Origin of the sequence: Streptomyces yatensis, assembly GCF_018069625.1 — a bacterium.
GTDB classification, from domain to species: domain Bacteria; phylum Actinomycetota; class Actinomycetes; order Streptomycetales; family Streptomycetaceae; genus Streptomyces; species Streptomyces yatensis.
In genome coordinates this window covers 3,223,842-3,241,458 of sequence record NZ_CP072941.1, presented here as the reverse complement: position 1 = coordinate 3,241,458, position 17,617 = coordinate 3,223,842, and the positions used below count along the sequence as shown (strand labels likewise).

Sequence of the window (17,617 nt, the reverse complement as noted above, 5' to 3'; positions counted from 1 at the left end):
CGATCACGCCCCTCACCCTCACGTCCCTCACGACGTGCCGAGACCCCCGAGAGGAGAGCGTCGCCGTGCCGCACACCGACTCCAGTACGAGCTCCAGCACCGACGACACCATCGACATGCGGCTGCGCCAGGAAGAGGACATCGCACGACTCATCGATCTGGACGCCACCGGACGGGAGGCCGACAGCCGGGCGGATCTGCTCGACCACATCGTCGAATGGCGACCGACCAGCACCCCGCTGGGCACCTTCCAGCTCGTCCCGGTCCGCATCGGGCGCGATCTGCGACTCATCGCCCAATGGATGAACGACCCCTCCGTCGCCGCCTTCTGGGAGCTCGACGGCCCCGACGAGACCACCGCGAGCCACCTCGGGGACCAGCTCGACGGCGACGGCCGCAGCGTGCCCTGTCTGGGCGTCCTGGACGGCGCCCCGATGAGCTATTGGGAGGTGTACCGCGCCGATCTGGACCCGCTCGCGCGGTACTACCCGGCCCGGCCGCACGACACGGGTATCCACCTGCTCATCGGCCGGGTCGGCGATCGTGGCCGTGGCCTGGGGACGATCCTGCTCCGCGCGGCCGCCGATCTGGTCCTCGAGCACCGTCCGTCCTGCACCCGGGTCGTGGCCGAACCGGATCTTCGCAACACCCCCTCCGTCGCCGCCTTCCTCGGCGCCGGATTCCGCTTCTCCGCCGAAGTCGAACTCCCCGGCAAACGCGCCGCGCTGATGCTGCGCGACCGTGCTCTGCGGCACGTCCTGTGAATCTCCGCGACCATCCGTGCCCCCCGGTGATGTGCCTGCTTCGATGCGAGCTTTCACTGTTGATACACCGCTCGCCCGGTCCCGGTTCCCATCAAGCGAGGACGGCCGTCCCACGAAGGCGGGGGCGTCCGTCCCAGGAAGCGGGGAATTGCCCGAGCCGCGCGCTTGCCGAAACCGTCCGTCACCGACCACACCGACGGGAGTGATGTCGGTGCCGCCCCGTAGGCTGGCAGCCCTATGACTGAATCGTCCTCGCCTCCACTCGCCGATCTGCTGCACGCCGCCGTCACCACCGTCGGCGGCACCGAGCGCCCTGGTCAGACCGCCATGGCCCAAGCCGTGGCGGAGGCGATCGACGACAGCTCCCACCTGCTGGTTCAGGCCGGCACCGGCACCGGGAAGTCCCTCGGCTATCTGGTGCCCGCCCTCGCGCACGGCGAGCGCGTCGTCGTCGCCACGGCGACCCTCGCCCTGCAGCGGCAGCTCGTCGAGCGAGACCTGCCCCGCACCGTGGAGGCCCTGCACCCGCTGCTGCGCCGCCGCCCCGAGTTCGCCATGCTCAAGGGCCGCTCCAACTATCTGTGTCTGCACCGGCTCCACGAGGGCGTTCCGCAGGAGGACGCCGATGAAGCCGGCCTCTTCGACCCGTTCGAGGCCGCCACGCCCACCAGCAAGCTCGGCAAGGACCTGCTGCGGTTGCGCGACTGGTCGGACGAGACCGAGACGGGCGATCGGGACAATCTGAGCCCCGGTGTCTCGGACCGCGCCTGGTCCCAGGTGTCGGTCACCTCCCGGGAGTGCCTCGGCGCGTCCAAATGCGCCTACGGCGCGGAGTGCTTCGCCGAGGCCGCCCGTGAGCGGGCCAAGCTCGCCGATGTCGTCGTCACCAATCACGCGCTGCTCGCCATCGACGCCATCGAGGGCGCCCCGGTGCTGCCCAGCCATGAGGTGCTGATCGTCGACGAGGCCCATGAGCTGGTCTCCCGGGTCACCGGCGTCGCCAGCGGGGAGCTCACCCCCGGCCAGGTCAACCGGGCCGTGCGGCGCGCCGCGAAGCTGGTCAACGAGCAGGCGGCGGACGCCCTCCAGACCGCCTCGGAGGGCTTCGAGCGGCTGATGGAGCTCGCCCTGCCCGGCCGTCTCGAGAAGATCCCCGAGGACCTCGGCTATGTGCTGATGGCGCTGCGCGACGCGGCCCGCACGGTGATCTCGGCGCTGGGCGCCACGCGGGACGCCTCGGTCAAGGACGAGGACGCGATCCGTAAGCAGGCGCTGGGCTCCGTGGAGAACATCCACCAGGTGGCCGAGCGGATCGTCGAGGGCTCCGAATACGACGTGGTCTGGTACGAGCGGCACGACCGCTTCGGCGCCTCGCTGCGGGTCGCCCCGCTCTCCGTGTCGGGGCTGCTGCGCGAGAAGCTGTTCGACGACCGGTCCGTCGTTCTCACCTCCGCCACGCTCAAGCTGGGCGGGGATTTCAACGGGGTGGCGGCCTCACTCGGTCTCGCCCCCGAGAGCCCGCAGGATCCGGAGGGCGGCGAGGAGACGGCGCCGCGCTGGCAGGGCCTCGATGTCGGCTCACCCTTCGACTACTCGAAGCAGGGGATCCTCTACGTCGCCAAGCATCTCGCCCAGCCCGGCCGTGAGGGCAGCCGCGCCGATATGCTCGATGAGCTCGCCGAGCTGGTCGAGGCCGCGGGCGGTCGCACGCTCGGGCTGTTCTCGTCCATGCGCGCCGCCCAGGCGGCCGCGGAGGAGCTGCGCGGGCGTCTCGACGCGCCCATCCTCCTCCAGGGCGAGGAGACGCTGGGCGAGCTGATCCGTGCCTTCGCCGCCGACGCCAGGACCTGCCTGTTCGGCACGCTGTCCCTCTGGCAGGGCGTCGATGTGCCGGGGCCCAGCTGTCAGTTGGTGGTGATGGACCGGGTGCCCTTCCCCCGCCCCGACGACCCGCTGATGAGTGCCCGCCAGAAGGCGGTGGAGGAGGCCGGGGGCAATGGCTTCATGGCCGTGGCCGCGACCCATGCCGCGCTGCTGATGGCCCAGGGCGCTGGCCGGCTCGTGCGTGCTTCGGACGACCGCGGCATTGTCGCCGTCCTGGATCCGCGGGTCGAGCGGGCCCGCTACGGCTCGTTCCTCCGCAAGTCCATGCCGGATTTCTGGTACACGACCGACCGCAACCAGGTGCGCCGCTCGCTGGCCGCCATCGATGCGGCGGCCAAGGCCCAGGGGGCCTAGCGGGCCAAGGATCGGGCGGCCTGGCGGGGCGTCGCGCCCCAAGGCCGCCATGGTCACCGCATACGACGGGGCCCCGATGCCGGCCACATACAGCAGGGCCCCGGAACCGGCGCAGTGGTCCCGGGGCCCGGTCGTGGGGCACGCTCAGGGCGCGCCTCGATCCGGTGCGCTCAGACGCGCCGCAGCACCGCGACCACCTTGCCCAGGATGGTGGCCTCGTCGCCGGGAATCGGCTGGTAGGCCGCGTTGTGCGGGAGCAGCCACACATGGCCGTCCTCACGCTTGAAGCGCTTCACCGTGGCCTCGCCGTCGAGCATCGCGGCGACGATGTCACCGTTCTCGGCGACGGGCTGACGGCGCACCGTCACCCAGTCCCCGTCGCAGATGGCGGCCTCGATCATGGAGTCGCCGACCACCTTCAGCACGAAGAGCTCACCGTCGCCGACCAGCTGCCGGGGGAGCGGGAAAACATCCTCGACCGACTCCTCGGCGAGGATCGGCCCACCGGCCGCGATCCGGCCGACCAGCGGCACATAGGAGGCGGCGGGCTTGCCGGCGGTGTCCGTGGGCTGGGCGCTGGGCTGGTCGGAGCCGCGGACCTCGTAGGCCCGGGGCCGGTGGGGGTCGCGTCGCAGAAAGCCCTTCCGCTCCAGAGCCATCAGCTGATGGGCGACGGACGAGGTGCTGGAGAGGCCCACCGCCTGGCCGATCTCCCGCATGGACGGCGGGTAGCCACGCCGCTGCACAGAGTCGCGAATGACCTCGATGACGCGCCGCTGCCGGTCGGTCAGCCCTGAGCTGTCCGCCCGGATGCCTGGAGGTCGCCCTGGTAGCGAGCGCGTGGGCTTCTGTCCTTCCGGGTTCGTGGCGTCGTCGTTCATCGGGTGGGTCTGGTTCATCGCGTGTGTCTGTTCGAGTCGGCTCTGGGAGCGCTCCTGGGCGGTAACGGTGGCGCTCTCTGCGGTGGTGGTCACGACGGCCCCTCTCGAGATGTTCTCCCTAGTTGGACAACGGTAGTTGCTTTCGAAAGGTTGCGCCAAACACACGTTCGAGTGAAATTTCGCAGATGGGCTGACGTGATCACAGGGTTAGGTGTATGGACCGTTTGATCCGGTCGCCGTGGGGGCGGCCCCAGTCTTGCATCCCGACCCCCGCGAATCCGGGACGCGTGGGACTCGCGTAGTCTCGTGCCTGCTCCCCAGCCGTGACACGCCATCCGGCTCGGTTGAGTGCCAGCCACCAGATCTAGTGGTTTGATGGATGCAAGCCACCCACAAGTTGTGGTCCCTGGTGGATTCGCTGCCAAGGTTTTCGCCTATGCTTGTGGCCGTTCCGGCGGGCCTCCCGGCCCGGTCGGGGCTAGTCAGGCATGTTCAGGCATGCGCCGTTCTTGAGGGTGAGGGAGGGTTCGGAGTCATGCACTGCCCCTTCTGCAGGCACCCCGACAGCCGTGTCGTCGACAGCCGCACCACCGACGACGGCTGCTCGATCCGCAGGCGCCGCCAGTGCCCCGACTGCTCGCGTCGCTTCACGACCGTGGAGACCGCGTCACTGATGGTGATCAAGCGCAGCGGGGTCACCGAGCCCTTCAGTCGCGACAAGGTCATCTCCGGGGTGCGCAAGGCGTGCCAGGGTCGTCCGGTCACCGAGGACGCCCTCGCCAAGCTCGGTCAGCAGGTGGAGGAGGCGGTCCGGGCCACCGGCAGCGCCGAGCTGTCCACCCATGACGTCGGGCTCGCCATACTCGGCCCGCTCCAGAAGCTCGACCTCGTCGCCTACCTCCGCTTCGCCTCCGTCTACCGCGCCTTCGACTCCCTCGAGGACTTCGAGGCGGCCGTGGCGGAGCTGCGTGACCAGCAACGGCCTCCCGCGCACGACCGCGGGTCCGGCGCCGAAGGGGCCGCGGAGGCCCCCGCGCCGGCCGTCGCCGCCGACTGACCGGCGACCCACACACCTACCCGGGGCGCTTGCCGCATCCGGGTGAAAGACAGATACGTGCCTGGGGAAGAAATAGGCACATCAGGGCGTTTTCGCCCGTACCAGGGAGGCGGAATGACAGAGACGACGAGCGGCCCGGCACGAGGCTCCCGCTCCAAGGGAAGCAAGGCGAACAAGGGTCTGCGCATCGAGCGCATCCACACCACCCCCGGCGTGCATCCGTACGACGAGGTGGTCTGGGAGCGTCGTGACGTCGTCATGACCAACTGGCGCGACGGTTCGGTCAACTTCGAGCAGCGCGGCGTGGAGTTCCCCGACTTCTGGTCGGTGAACGCGGTCAACATCGTCACGAGCAAGTACTTCCGTGGTGCGGTGGGTTCCCCGGAGCGGGAGGCGAGCCTCAAGCAGCTCATCGACCGCGTGGTGCGCACCTACCGCAAGTCCGGTGAGGACAACGGCTACTTCGCCTCGCCCGCGGACGCCGAGATCTTCGACCACGAGCTCACCTACGCGCTGCTGCACCAGGTCTTCAGCTTCAACTCGCCTGTCTGGTTCAACGTCGGCACCAAGCAGCCGCAGCAGGTCAGCGCCTGCTTCATCCTCTCCGTGGACGACTCCATGGAGTCGATTCTGGACTGGTACAAGGAAGAGGGGATGATCTTCAAGGGCGGCTCCGGAGCCGGCCTGAACCTCTCCCGCATCCGCTCCTCCAAGGAGCTCCTCTCCTCGGGCGGCAACGCCTCCGGCCCCGTCTCCTTCATGCGCGGAGCCGACGCCTCCGCCGGAACGATCAAGTCGGGCGGCGCCACCCGCCGGGCCGCCAAGATGGTCGTGCTCGACGTCGATCACCCGGATGTCGAGGCGTTCATCGAGACCAAGGTCAAGGAGGAGGAGAAGATCCGCGCCCTGCGCGACGCGGGCTTCGACATGGACCTGGGCGGGGACGACATCACGTCCGTCCAGTACCAGAACGCCAACAACTCCGTCCGCGTGAACGACACGTTCATGAAGGCGGTGGAGTCCGGCTCCTCGTTCGGGCTGCGCAGCCGGCTGACCGGTGAGCCCATCGAAGAGGTCGACGCCAAGTCCCTCTTCCGCAAGATGGCCGAGGCTGCCTGGGCCTGCGCCGACCCGGGCATCCAGTACGACGACACCATCAACCACTGGCACACCTCGCCGGAATCGGGCCGGATCACCGCCTCCAACCCGTGCAGCGAGTACATGCACCTGGACAACTCCTCGTGCAACCTTGCCTCGCTCAACCTGATGAAGTTCCTCCAGGACGACGACGCGGGCAACCAGCGCTTCGACGCCGAGCGCTTCGCCAAGGTCGTCGAGCTGGTCATCACCGCGATGGACATCTCCATCTGCTTCGCGGACTTCCCGACCGAGAAGATCGGCGAGACCACCCGCGCCTTCCGCCAGCTGGGCATCGGCTACGCCAACCTCGGCGCCCTGCTGATGGCCACCGGCCACGCCTACGACAGCGACGGCGGCCGGGCCCTGGCCGGAGCCATCACGTCCCTGATGACCGGCACCTCGTACAAGCGCTCCGCCGAGCTCGCCGCCGTGGTCGGCCCGTACGACGGCTACGCCCGTAACGCGGACGCCCACAAGCGCGTCATGAAGCAGCACTCGGACGCCAACGCCATCGCCCAGCGCATGGACGACCTGGACACCCCGGTCTGGGCCGCGGCCACCGAGGCATGGCAGGACGTGCTGCGCCTCGGCGAGAAGAGCGGCTTCCGCAACGCCCAGGCGTCGGTGCTCGCGCCGACCGGCACCATCGGCCTGATGATGGACTGCGACACCACGGGCGTCGAACCGGACCTGGCCCTGGTCAAGTTCAAGAAGCTGGTCGGCGGCGGCTCCATGCAGATCGTGAACAACACGGTCCCCAAGGCGCTCAAGCGGCTCGGCTACCAGGAGGAGCAGGTCGAGGCGATCGTCGCCCACATCGCCGACCACGGCAACGTCATCGACGCGCCGGGGCTCAAGCCCGAGCACTACGAGGTCTTCGACTGCGCGATGGGCGAGCGCTCCATCTCGCCGATGGGCCATGTGCGGATGATGGCGGCCGCCCAGCCGTTCCTGTCCGGCGCGATCTCCAAGACGGTCAACATGCCGGAGTCGGCCACCGTCGAGGAGATCGAGGAGATCTACTTCGAGGGCTGGAAGCTCGGCATCAAGGCCCTGGCGATCTACCGCGACAACTGCAAGGTCGGCCAGCCGCTCTCCGCCAAGAAGAAGGAGGAGAAGGCCCAGGTCGAGCCCGAGGTCGAGAAGGTCGTCGAGTACCGCCCGGTCCGCAAGCGGCTCCCCAAGGGCCGTCCCGGCATCACAACCTCCTTCACGGTGGGCGGCGCCGAGGGCTACATGACCGCCAATTCGTACCCGGACGACGGTCTCGGTGAGGTCTTCCTGAAGATGTCCAAGCAGGGCTCGACCCTGGCGGGCATGATGGACGCCTTCTCGATCGCCGTGTCGGTCGGTCTGCAGTATGGCGTGCCGCTGGAGACCTACGTCTCGAAGTTCACCAACATGCGCTTCGAGCCGGCCGGTATGACGGACGACCCGGACCTGCGGATGGCGCAGTCGATCGTCGACTACATCTTCCGTCGGCTGGCGCTGGACTTCCTGCCCTTCGAGACCCGCTCGGCGCTCGGCATCCACTCCGCCGAGGAGCGTCAGCGGCACCTGGAGACGGGGTCCTACGAGCCCAGCGACGACGAGATGGACGTCGAGGGCCTGGCCCAGTCGGCGCCACGCCATGTGGAGGCCCCGAAGAGCAGCACGTCCCAGCCGCGGACCACGTCCGAGCCGGCGAGGGAGGCCCACAGCTCGACCGAACTGGTCGAGATCCAGCTGGGGATGAACGCGGACGCGCCGCTCTGCTTCTCCTGCGGCACCAAGATGCGCCGCGCGGGCAGCTGCTACCTGTGCGAGGGCTGCGGTTCGACGAGCGGCTGCAGCTGATCGCAGCTCCTTACGGATGACATCCGCGGCGGGGCGCGGGCCTTCGGGCTCGCGCCCCGCCGCCGTCGTCTCCGGGCCTCGTATGGTGCGATGCCGAACCGGGGGCGGACTCTCCGGTATGTGATGGGGGCCACCGCACGGCCGTAGGATGGCGCGGTGCTGGTCAAGTGGATTCGCTGCACCGTGGTGGACCGCCCGGGTTTCGAGCGGGGGCAGCGGAAGTGGGCGGGGTTGCCCGGCGAACCGGGATTCCGGGGGCAGGGCGGTGGCTGGAGCCGGGGGCGTCCGGATGTGGCGCATGTCTTCGCGTTCTGGGAGAGCCGGGCGTTCTACGACTCCTTCATGGCGCGTTCGCACGACCGGCTGGCGGCCGCGCAGTCGGGCACGTACCGAGACATGCAAGTCCGGCTGTTCGAGCACCGATTCGATGTGAAGGTCGGCTTCGAGCCGCGGTTCTCCGACGCGGACGTGGTGCGCGTCGCGCACTGCCGGGTGCGCCCCGACCGGGTGGATCACTTCACGCTGGTGCAGGAGAAGGTGTGGAATCCGGCCATGGCCGGGTCGCCCGGGATGCTGCGCGGGGTCTTCGGCGAGGCGCCGGGGAACGAGTTCCTGGTGCTGTCGATGTGGGATTCGGCGGCGGAGCACGGGAAGTACCGGGTGGAGCGGGTCGAGCGGCTCGGCCTGCGCGCGCAGACGGAAGCGGATGTGGCGGCGATCGCCGGGGATGTCGTACGGGTGGAGTCAGCCTGGACGGTGGTGTGATGCCGCTCGAGGGAGGGTCCGTTAGGAGCAGCCCTGCGCTCATGGGGCCGTCCTGTGCTCAGGAGGCGGCCCTGATCACCGGCGGGCAGGGGAGTACGCCCCGGCTCTGACCGCGGCGGCGACGGCGGCCGCCGTCTGGTCGGCGAGTGGCGTGTCGATGGGCTCACGGGTGATGAGCGCCCGGAAGAACAGGGGCGCGGAGACGGCGCGGACGACCGCGGCGGCGTCGGTGCCGGACGGGGCCTCGCCGCGGTCGACGGCCCGCCGCACCACGGATTCGCAGCGGGCGAAGCGCTCGGTGTAGAAGTCGCGCAGCGCCTCGGCCGCGCGCTCGGACTGGAACGCGGCCGCGATGAAGGCGGTCGGCGCGGCGGCGGCCGGCGCGCTGCCGAAGGTCTCGGTCACCTCGCGGGCGAGGGCGCGCAGATCGCCCTCCAGGCTTCCGGTGTCGGGTGGTGTCCAGGCGTCCTCGCCCGCGAGGTCGAGCGCGTCCGCCACGAGCCCCTCGACGCTGCCCCAGCGCCGGTAGACGGTCGTCTTGTGGACACCGGAGCGCTCGGCCACGTACTCCACGGTCAGGCCGGGATAGCCGTGCTCGGCGAGGCCGGTGAGCACGGCGTCGCGTACCGCCGAGCGGGTGCGCGCGGTGCGTCCGCCGGGGCGGACGGTGCCCGGTGTCGGGTCGGCGCTCTCTGCGGACAAGTGCAACTCCAGTTGTGTTAGCGGGTTTCCTGTGTCATGGTGAGGGTAACGCAACTGTAGTTGTATTTGGAGCGTGCGGTCCGAAGGTCCACGTGCTCGCGTGCTTGGAGGTGCGCCCCTGTGTCCACGCAGATCTCACTCCGCGGCGTCGCGCTGTCCCGGGGTGACCGGCTGCTGCTCGACGATGTGTCCTTCGCGGTCCGGCCCGGGGAGCGGGTCGGCGTCGTGGGGGAGAACGGAGCGGGCAAGTCCACCCTCCTGCGGCTGCTGGCCGGGAGCGAGTCGCCGGACGACGGCGCGGTGGTGACGGTGGCCGACGGCGGCATCGGTCACCTCGGCCAGACGCCCGAGCTGCCCCCGGACCACACGGTGCGCGACGCGGTGGACGCCGCACTCGCCGAGGTGCGCGCCATGGAGCGCGGGCTGCGCGAGCTGGAGGCGGATCTCGGTGGCGGCGCCCCCGGCGCGCTCGCCGCATACGGGAATCTGCTGACCGCCTTCGAGGCCCGCGGCGGCTATGAGGCGGATGCCCGGGTGGAGAAGGCCCTGCATGGTCTGGGGCTCGGCGGCACCGGGTACGAGCGGCGGCTCGGCAGCCTGTCGGGCGGCGAGCAGGCCCGGCTGGGGCTCGCCTGCCTGATCGCCGCCGCTCCCGAGGTGATGTTGCTGGACGAGCCGACGAACCACCTCGACGGTGCCGCGCTCAGCTGGCTGGAGGAGGCGCTGCGGGGGCATTCGGGCACCGTTCTCGCGGTCTCCCACGACCGGGTCTTCCTGGAGCGGGTGGCGACCGCGATCGTCGAGGTGGACGCCGACCGGCGCACCCTGGTGCGGTACGGCGGGGGGTACGCCGGATTCGTCGCCGAGCAGACCGCGGCGCGCCGCCGCTGGGAGCAGGCGTACGAGGAGTGGTGCGCGGAGACGGCCGCGCTGACGGAGGCCGCCACGACCGTCGCACGGCGGGTCGCCCCGGGCCGCGGCATGAAGGACGGCAACAAGCTGGCCTACGACCGGGACCGGGGGCGTGTGCAGTCCTCGGTGTCCAGCAGGGTGCGCAACGCGAGGGAGAGACTGCGCAGGCTCCAGGAGGACCCGGTGCCGCGCCCGCCGGAGCCGCTGCGGTTCTCGGCGCTCCCCACCGCGGGTACGGCAGACGGTGTGCTCATCGACCTCCACGACGTCCGCGTGGGGGAGCGGCTGGCGGTCGACCGGCTCACTGTCGCGGCCGGGGAGAGACTGCTCGTCCACGGTGCCAACGGCGCGGGCAAATCCACACTGCTGCGGGTCATGGCGGGACGGGAGGAGCCGGATACGGGCCGGGCGGCCCGCCGGGGCAGGATCGGCTATCTCGCCCAGGAGATATCGGTCGCCAGGCCCCGGGAGCGGCTGCTGTCGGCCTTCGGCCGGGGGCTGCCGGGGACACCGGAGGAGCAGGGCGCCCTTCTCCTGTCGTACGGACTGTTCCGCACGGGCGATCTCCACGTCCCGGTGGGGTCGCTCTCCGCGGGCCAGCGCCGCCGGCTGGCGCTCGCCCGGCTGCTGGCCCGCCCCGCCGATCTGTTGCTGCTCGACGAGCCGACCAACCATCTCGCCCTCGGCCTGGTGGAGGAGCTGGAGGAGGCGCTGGCCCAGTGGACCGGGGGGCTGGTGGTGGTGTCGCACGACCGGCTGCTGCGCAGCCGCTTCACCGGGCGCCGGTGCGAAATACGTGGAGGCCGGCTCATGGCCCAGGAGGGGGATGCGGCACCGGCCGCGGCCTCGATCTAGGGTGGCGCCATGGCACGACCCCGGCGCATCGTCCTCCTGCGGCACGGAGAATCAGAGGGGAATGTTGATGACTCGGTGTACGAAAGGGTGCCCGACCACGCCCTGAAGCTGACCGAAACCGGGCGCCGGCAGGCGACGGAGGCGGGCGAGCGGCTGCGCGCCGCTTTCGGCGACGAGCGCGTGTCGATCTATGTGTCGCCGTACCGCCGCACCCACCAGACCCTGAGGCTGCTCGATCTCGACGCCTCGCTCACCCGGGTCAGGGAGGAGCCGCGGCTGCGGGAGCAGGACTGGGGAAACTGGCAGGACCGGGAGGACGTGCGGAAACAGATGGCGTACCGCGACGCCTACGGACACTTCTTCTACCGGTTCGCGCAGGGTGAGTCGGGCGCCGATGTCTATGACCGGGTGGACGCGTTCCTGGACAGCCTGTGGCGCAGCTTCGAGGACCCGGCACATCCGCCGAACGTCCTGCTGGTGACCCATGGACTGACGATGAGGCTGTTCTGCATGCGGTGGCTGCACTGGAACGTCGCCGAATTCGAGTCGCTGTCGAACCCCGGCAACGGCGAATCACGGACCCTGCTGCTCGGCTCCGACGGGCGCTACCACCTGGACCGGCCCTTCGAGCGCTGGTGCACCCCCAAGCCCTACGGCCGCACCGGTTAGAGTGCGCAGCGATGACCGCTGACCGTTTCCATCGGGCTCTTCGGAGTCTGCGCGGGCTGGCCGTGGGCGATGCCCTCGGTTCCCAGTTCTTCGTCCCCGCCAACTATCCGTTCCTCAAGCGCCGCGAGCTGCCGCCGGCCCCCTGGCAGTGGACCGACGACACCGAGATGGCCTGTTCGATCCTGGCCGTCCTGGTGACCCACGGCCGGATCGACCAGGACCATCTCGCCCGGTCCTTCGCCGACCACCATGATTTCGACCGGGGCTACGGCCCCGCTGTGAACCGGATGCTCCGCCTGATCAGGGAGGGCGGCGACTGGCGCGACCTGGCCGCCGGGCTGTTCCAGGGACAGGGGTCGTGGGGCAACGGCGCCGCCATGCGGATCGCCCCGCTCGGCGCCTGGTACGCGGGCGACGTGGAGCAGGCGACGCATCAGGCGGAGATCTCCGCGTACACCACACATCAGCACCGCGAGGCCGTGGCGGGAGCCATGGCGGTGGCCGCGGCCGCCGCGCTGGTGGCGGATCCGGCGGGCCACGGCGGGCCGGAGGAGCTGCTGGACCAGGTGGTCGAGGTGGTGCCGCGCAGCGCGGTCCAGGCGGGGTTGCGCCGCGCCCGCGACATGCTCGACTACGCGGACGCCGGGACCGTCGCCGCGGTGCTCGGCTGCGGCCGGCGCACCAGCGCCCATGACACCGTGCCGTTCGCCCTGTGGGCGGCCGCCCGCCACCTGGGCTCCTTCGAGGAGGCGTTCTGGCGGACGGCCTCGGCCGGCGGGGACGTGGACACCACCTGCGCCATCGTCGGAGGAGTGGTCGCGGCCGAGCCCGCCGGTGCGCCGCCCGCCGACTGGCAGGACCGCACCGAGGCGCTGCCGGAGTGGTGCCCGGCGCCGGCCGACTGACCCCTCCCGGCGCGGGCAGGATGCGGCGCGTCGCCCGGTTTGCCCCACGGGCGAACCGGCCCTGCGCCACGCTGTGTTGAGCGGAATCGGCCACCCGGTTCACCAGGGAAGGAGCAGCCCGGAGGAGCCGGGGACCGCTGCCGAGGATCCGGGTTCCGAACGCAGGTAAGAGCGGCGTAAGGTTGTCCTCGCCATGGCATATGAACCGCCCACCCACAGTGTCGAGCGCTCGCTTCGCGCCACGACGGGAGCCAAGATCGTCGTCGGCATCGACGAGGTCGGGCGCGGGGCATGGGCCGGTCCGGTGACGGTCTGCGCGGCGGTCACCGGTCTGCGCCGTCCGCCGACCGGGCTCACCGACTCCAAACTGCTGAGCCCCAAGAAGCGCACGACCCTGGCCCAGGAGCTGCACTCGTGGGTCACCGCACACGCCCTGGGCCACTCCTCTCCCGAGGAGATCGACGGCCTGGGGATGACGGCCGCCCTCCGGCTCGCCGCCACGCGTGCGCTGGACGCGCTGCCGGTCCGGCCGGACGCGGTGATCCTGGACGGGAAATTCGACTACCTCGGCGCTCCCTGGACGGTCCGTACGGTCATCAAGGGCGATCAGTCCTGTGTGTCCGTCGCCGCCGCCTCGGTGATCGCCAAGGTGCGCCGGGATGCGATGATGGCCGAACTGGGAGCCGAACACCTGGACTTCTGCTTCGAGGACAACGCCGGATATCCGTCCCCCGTGCACCGCGCAGCCCTGCGGGAACTGGGGCCCACGCCCCACCACCGGCTGTCCTGGGCCTATATGGACGGGCTGCCCCGCTGGCGGCACCTGAAGCGGGTCCGCAGCACCCCCGAACCGGTCGGGCTGGAGGACGAAGGCCAACTCGGCTTCGACTTCTGAGCAGACCAAGCGGTCAAAACCGCCACCCGCCGATGCGACTCGCACCGACGTTTGATAGACATCAGCCCATGCCTCTCATCCCCGAGGAGCCTCAGATTCACGAGAGTGTCCCGGGTCCCCGCGCGACACCGGCCGCAGGCCGCACCGCGCCGACCCCTCGTCCTGTCCCTGGTCCCGGCCCCCGGCCCGCGCCGCGGCGGCCCGGAAGCCCCGGTCCCAACCGTGGCTCCGCCGGGACCTCGTCGGCTCAGTCGCAGCGCACCACGAGTGATGCGACGAAGCCCGTGCCGACCGCCCCGGCGGCTTCGGCTGCCAAGGTCGCCCCTGCCGCCACGAAGGCCGGTCCCCAGCTCCAGCTGATCCCCGCCACGGTGGACGGCGCGCTGGACGCGGCGGACGAGGCGGTCGACCTGCTGCTGGATTCCGGCCGGGCCCCCGGCGACATCCTGGTGCTGACCACCGGGGAGCAGCATCCGTGGGCGGCGCATGAGTTGTCCTTCGGCGAGGCGTCGTACTGGGCGCAGCACGACGCCGGAGACGATGTCTTCTACGCCGGTGCGGATGCCGATCGCGCCAAGGGCCGCCCGGTCGTGGTCGTCGCCGTCAACGGCGGTGCGAACGACGCCGTGGCCCGCGCGCTGCCCGAGGCGATGGGCCGTGCCGGGACGCTGCTGATCGTCTGCGGCGACCCGAAGCGCATCAACGCCCTCATCGGTCCGGGCGCCTGAGGTCGCACGTCCCCGAACGCCCGGTGTCCGGCATGCTCTGTCCTCCGTGGCGGAGCTGTCCGGCGTCCGGACGGACGGCGACGGCCACGGGCGCTCCGTGACCGGTCGGGTGCGGGCGTCCGGCGACCGGTCGGACGCGCACCCCCGCGACCGGTCAGACGGCGGCGGAGTGGCTCAGCGCCGTGCGCGCTCCGAGGTGGGGTCGCGGCAGCGGCTTCGGGTCGCTGTCGCCCTCGACGGCCACGTCCAACTCGACGGGCAGCGAAGCGGAGTGCGGCCGACGGCCGCCCCGCCCTTCGCCGAGGACCCGCCATCCGTCGCGGGTCAGCGTGATGTACGCGCCGCAGCGCAGGCCGTGCAAGGTGCAGGCGTCGCGCAACCCCCACATCCAGGCGCCGTCCTCGTCCGTCCACCGGCTCTCGCCCTCGCGGCAGTAGAGCAGCACGGCGGTGCGGATCGGTGTGCGGCGCCGCAGATCGTGTGGGATCACCCGGCGCAACTGCGCCAGCAGCGCGTTCCGGAAGTCCCAGCCGTCGACGGCGGCGGCGCGGCGCACGAACGAGGCGCTCGCCGTGAGCCGTTCGTCCGGATCGAGGACCGCGACGACGGCGGTCGAGGGCGTCGGCAGATGGCGGCTGTGCAGTCCGGTGACCACCTCGCGTGGATTGCGCAGCAGCGGGATCCCCGCTGCCGCCCACTCGGCGGGCTGGAGCATCCGGCCGACCCGGGAAGCGGAATCGGCGGACGGTGGCGGAGCGAAGCCGAAGGTCACGGTCCTCCCTTCGTCTGCGCCCACGGTCCGTGCGAAGGGTCGGGCACGGGCGCGGGCCACGACACAGGCCCGTCGGACCACGGACGGACCGGGGGCGGGGGAGCTGCGAACAATTCTTGCGGTCGCGCCCGCGTGCGGCAATGAGCAGTTGGTCCCACTGACCGTTTTACCTGGATGTGCGTTCTATATTCCTGACCCGTTCACGCCCCGCCGCGGCACCGGCCGCCCCTACCCCTGCACGGCCAGGACCAGCGGAAACACTCCGGATGCTCCGGCCCGGCGGAGCAGCCGGGAGGCGACGGCCAAGGTCCAGCCGGTGTCCGCCATGTCGTCTACCAGGAGCACCGGCCCACTCGCCTCGGCAAGGGCCGCCGCCAGCTGCGGAGGCACGGTCAGCGCCCCGTGCAGCGCTCGCAGCCGCTGGGCGCTGTTGGTGCGCGGCACCCGGGTGTCGAATTCGCCGTCCTGGTAGGCGATGCTCCCGAGAAGGGGCAATCGGCCGACGGTGGCGATCCGCTCGCCGAGTGTCCCGATCAGCTGCGGACGGGTGCGCGAGGCGACCGTGACCACGCCCACCGGGCGGTCCGCGGCGTCCGGCGCGCCCGAGGCCCAGCCGCCGGGACCCTTGGCCCAGTCGGCGAGCACCGTCACCACCGCACCGGCCACATCGTCGGGCACCGGGGTGTCCGGGCTCTGCGGGGCCAGCAGCGGCCGCAGCCGGTTTCCCCAGCCGATGTCGGAGAGACGGCCCAGGGCCCGGCCCGGGGCGGCCTGCTCATCCGCCGGAATGCGGCCCTTGAGGTCGACACCCACCGCGGGCAGCCCGGTCGGCCACATACGGCGCGGCTCCACCTCGACACCGGGCCGCCCCAGCTCGCCGCGCGCCGCGTCCAGCGAGGCGTCGGACACCGCGGTGGTGAACCGGGCCCCCGCGCAGTTGTCACAGCGGCCACAGGGCGCCGCCTTCTCATCGTCCAGCTGCCGCCGCAGGAACTCCATCCGGCAGTCGGCCGTCGAGGCGTACTCCCGCATGGCCTGCTGCTCGGCCTCCCGCTGGCGCGCCACCCACGCGTACCGCTCCGCGTCATACGCCCACGGCTGCCCGGTCGCGGTCCAGCCGCCGCGCACCCGCCGCACCGCGCCGTCCACATCGAGCACCTTGAGCATGATCTCCAGACGCGACCGCCGCAGCTCGACCTGAGGCTCGAGCGCGGGCAGGGACACCGGCCGGTCCGACGCCGCCAGCACCTCGAGGGTGCGGCGCACCTGCTCCTCGGGCGGGAAGGCGAGGGAGGCGAAATACCGCCAGATCGCCTCGTCCTCGCGGCCGGGCAGGAGCAGTACCTCGGCGTGCTCCACACCGCGCCCGGCGCGCCCGACCTGCTGGTAGTAGGCGATGGGGGAGGACGGCGAACCGAGATGCACCACGAAGCCGAGGTCCGGCTTGTCGAAGCCCATGCCCAGCGCGGAGGTGGCGACCAGCGCCTTGACCCGGTTGGCCAGCAGGTCCTCCTCGGCCTGCTGACGATCCGCGTTCTCCGTCTTGCCGGTGTAGGAGGCGACGGTGTGGCCGCGCTGCCGCAGGAACGCGGTCACCTCCTCGGCCGCGGCGACGGTGAGGGTGTAGATGATTCCCGAGCCCGGCAGCTCATCGAGGTGCTCGGCGAGCCAGGCGAGCCGATGCGCGGCGTCCGGCAGCGGCAGCACGCCCAGCCGCAGGCTCTCCCGGTCCAGCGGCCCGCGCAGCACCAGCGCCCGCGTGGCCCCTTCGCCGGTGCCCAACTGCTCGGCCACATCGGCCGTGACCCGTGCGTTCGCCGTCGCGGTCGTGGCGAGCACGGGCACGCCCTGGGGCAGATCGGCGAGCATGGTGCGCAGCCTGCGGTAGTCGGGCCGGAAGTCATGGCCCCAGTCGGAGATGCAGTGTGCCTCGTCGACGACCAGCAGGCCGGCGGTGGCGGCCAGCTGTGGCAGCACCTGATCGCGGAAGTCGGGGTTGTTGAGCCGCTCGGGGCTCACCAGCAGCACATCCACCCCGCCCGCGGCCACCTCCGCCTGGATGGTGTCCCACTCCTCGGTGTTGGCGGAATTGATGGTGCGGGCGTGGATCCCGGCGCGCGCGGCGGCGTCGACCTGGTTGCGCATCAGCGCGAGCAGCGGGGAGACGATCACGGTCGGACCGCTGCCGCGCTCGCGCAGCAGCGCGGTGGCGACGAAATACACCGCCGACTTGCCCCAGCCGGTGCGCTGGACGACCAGCGCCCGGCGGCGCTCGGCGACCAGCGCCTCGATCGCCCGCCATTGATCCTCCCGGAGCCGGGCGGAGCCGGTGGTGTCCCCGACGAGACGGGCCAGGACGCGGTCGGCCGAGGTACGCAGATCTTCGTCGCTCATGCCCCCATGCAACCCGATCCCGCCGACATCGCGCCAATGGTCCCCGCAGCCTGTGGATAACGTTATCCACAGGGGTGGCGGGGTCGACGGGGCTGAGGGACCGT

Annotated in this window: 14 protein-coding genes; 10 read left to right on the top strand and 4 right to left on the bottom strand. The window is 71.2% G+C overall.

The features are described 5' to 3' along the window. The first annotated feature begins 65 nt into the window (after positions 1 to 65). Together J8403_RS13020 and J8403_RS13015 are read left to right on the top strand one after the other, a co-directional pair. Complete coding sequence (locus tag J8403_RS13020; RefSeq protein WP_211123345.1) at positions 66 to 764, top strand: GNAT family N-acetyltransferase; 699 nt, start codon at positions 66 to 68, stop codon at positions 762 to 764. A gap of 237 nt (positions 765 to 1,001) precedes the next feature. Continuing rightward, the gene (locus tag J8403_RS13015) at positions 1,002 to 3,002 is read left to right on the top strand and encodes an ATP-dependent DNA helicase (protein ID WP_211123344.1); all 2,001 of its coding nucleotides are present in this window, start codon (positions 1,002 to 1,004) and stop codon (positions 3,000 to 3,002) included. Positions 3,003 to 3,172: 170 nt separating this feature from the next. Here the strand turns inward: J8403_RS13015 and lexA are convergent, their stop codons facing one another. Continuing rightward, positions 3,173 to 3,976, bottom strand: coding sequence for a transcriptional repressor LexA (lexA, locus tag J8403_RS13010; protein WP_093465161.1), 804 nt, complete (start codon positions 3,974 to 3,976; stop codon positions 3,173 to 3,175). 442 nt (positions 3,977 to 4,418) lie between these two features. On the opposite strand from lexA, the gene nrdR reads away from it, so the two are divergent. From nrdR to J8403_RS12995, 3 genes are all read left to right on the top strand, one after another. Beyond that, positions 4,419 to 4,940 carry a transcriptional regulator NrdR gene (nrdR, locus tag J8403_RS13005; RefSeq protein ID WP_059141612.1) on the top strand — a complete coding sequence of 174 codons (522 nt, stop codon included), beginning with the start codon at positions 4,419 to 4,421 and terminating at the stop codon, positions 4,938 to 4,940. 114 nt (positions 4,941 to 5,054) lie between these two features. Next, the gene (locus J8403_RS13000; protein WP_211123343.1) at positions 5,055 to 7,916 is read left to right on the top strand and encodes a vitamin B12-dependent ribonucleotide reductase; all 2,862 of its coding nucleotides are present in this window, start codon (positions 5,055 to 5,057) and stop codon (positions 7,914 to 7,916) included. A 156-nt stretch (positions 7,917 to 8,072) separates the two neighbouring features. Next, on the top strand, positions 8,073 to 8,681 hold the full coding sequence (locus J8403_RS12995) for a YdbC family protein (protein ID WP_078644192.1): 609 nt from the start codon (positions 8,073 to 8,075) through the stop codon (positions 8,679 to 8,681). 75 nt (positions 8,682 to 8,756) lie between these two features. Here J8403_RS12995 and J8403_RS12990 read toward each other — a convergent pair whose 3' ends face one another. Continuing rightward, a complete protein-coding gene (locus tag J8403_RS12990) occupies positions 8,757 to 9,383 on the bottom strand; it encodes a TetR/AcrR family transcriptional regulator (RefSeq protein WP_246585826.1) in 627 nt (208 codons plus the stop codon). A gap of 120 nt (positions 9,384 to 9,503) precedes the next feature. Between J8403_RS12990 and abc-f the strand changes: the two genes are divergently transcribed. The 5 genes from abc-f (at position 9,504) to J8403_RS12965 (ending at position 14,347) form a co-directional block, all read left to right on the top strand. Next, complete coding sequence (abc-f, locus tag J8403_RS12985; RefSeq protein ID WP_211123341.1) at positions 9,504 to 11,150, top strand: ribosomal protection-like ABC-F family protein; 1,647 nt, start codon at positions 9,504 to 9,506, stop codon at positions 11,148 to 11,150. A 9-nt stretch (positions 11,151 to 11,159) separates the two neighbouring features. After that, positions 11,160 to 11,819, top strand: coding sequence for a histidine phosphatase family protein (locus J8403_RS12980; RefSeq protein WP_211123340.1), 660 nt, complete (start codon positions 11,160 to 11,162; stop codon positions 11,817 to 11,819). Between the two features lie 11 nt (positions 11,820 to 11,830). Continuing rightward, positions 11,831 to 12,724, top strand: a complete 894-nt coding sequence (locus J8403_RS12975) for an ADP-ribosylglycohydrolase family protein (protein ID WP_211123339.1) — start codon at positions 11,831 to 11,833, stop codon at positions 12,722 to 12,724. A 193-nt stretch (positions 12,725 to 12,917) separates the two neighbouring features. Further along, positions 12,918 to 13,619 (top strand): ribonuclease HII, encoded by a 702-nt coding sequence (locus J8403_RS12970; protein ID WP_211123338.1) that lies wholly within the window; start codon positions 12,918 to 12,920, stop codon positions 13,617 to 13,619. A 68-nt stretch (positions 13,620 to 13,687) separates the two neighbouring features. Continuing rightward, positions 13,688 to 14,347, top strand: coding sequence for a hypothetical protein (locus J8403_RS12965; RefSeq protein WP_211123337.1), 660 nt, complete (start codon positions 13,688 to 13,690; stop codon positions 14,345 to 14,347). A 154-nt stretch (positions 14,348 to 14,501) separates the two neighbouring features. Here the strand turns inward: J8403_RS12965 and J8403_RS12960 are convergent, their stop codons facing one another. Further along, positions 14,502 to 15,119 (bottom strand): hypothetical protein, encoded by a 618-nt coding sequence (locus J8403_RS12960; protein WP_211123336.1) that lies wholly within the window; start codon positions 15,117 to 15,119, stop codon positions 14,502 to 14,504. 228 nt (positions 15,120 to 15,347) lie between these two features. Continuing rightward, entirely contained in the window at positions 15,348 to 17,513 is a 2,166-nt protein-coding gene (locus J8403_RS12955) for a RecQ family ATP-dependent DNA helicase (protein ID WP_211123335.1), read from the bottom strand. Positions 17,514 to 17,617 lie beyond the last annotated feature (104 nt).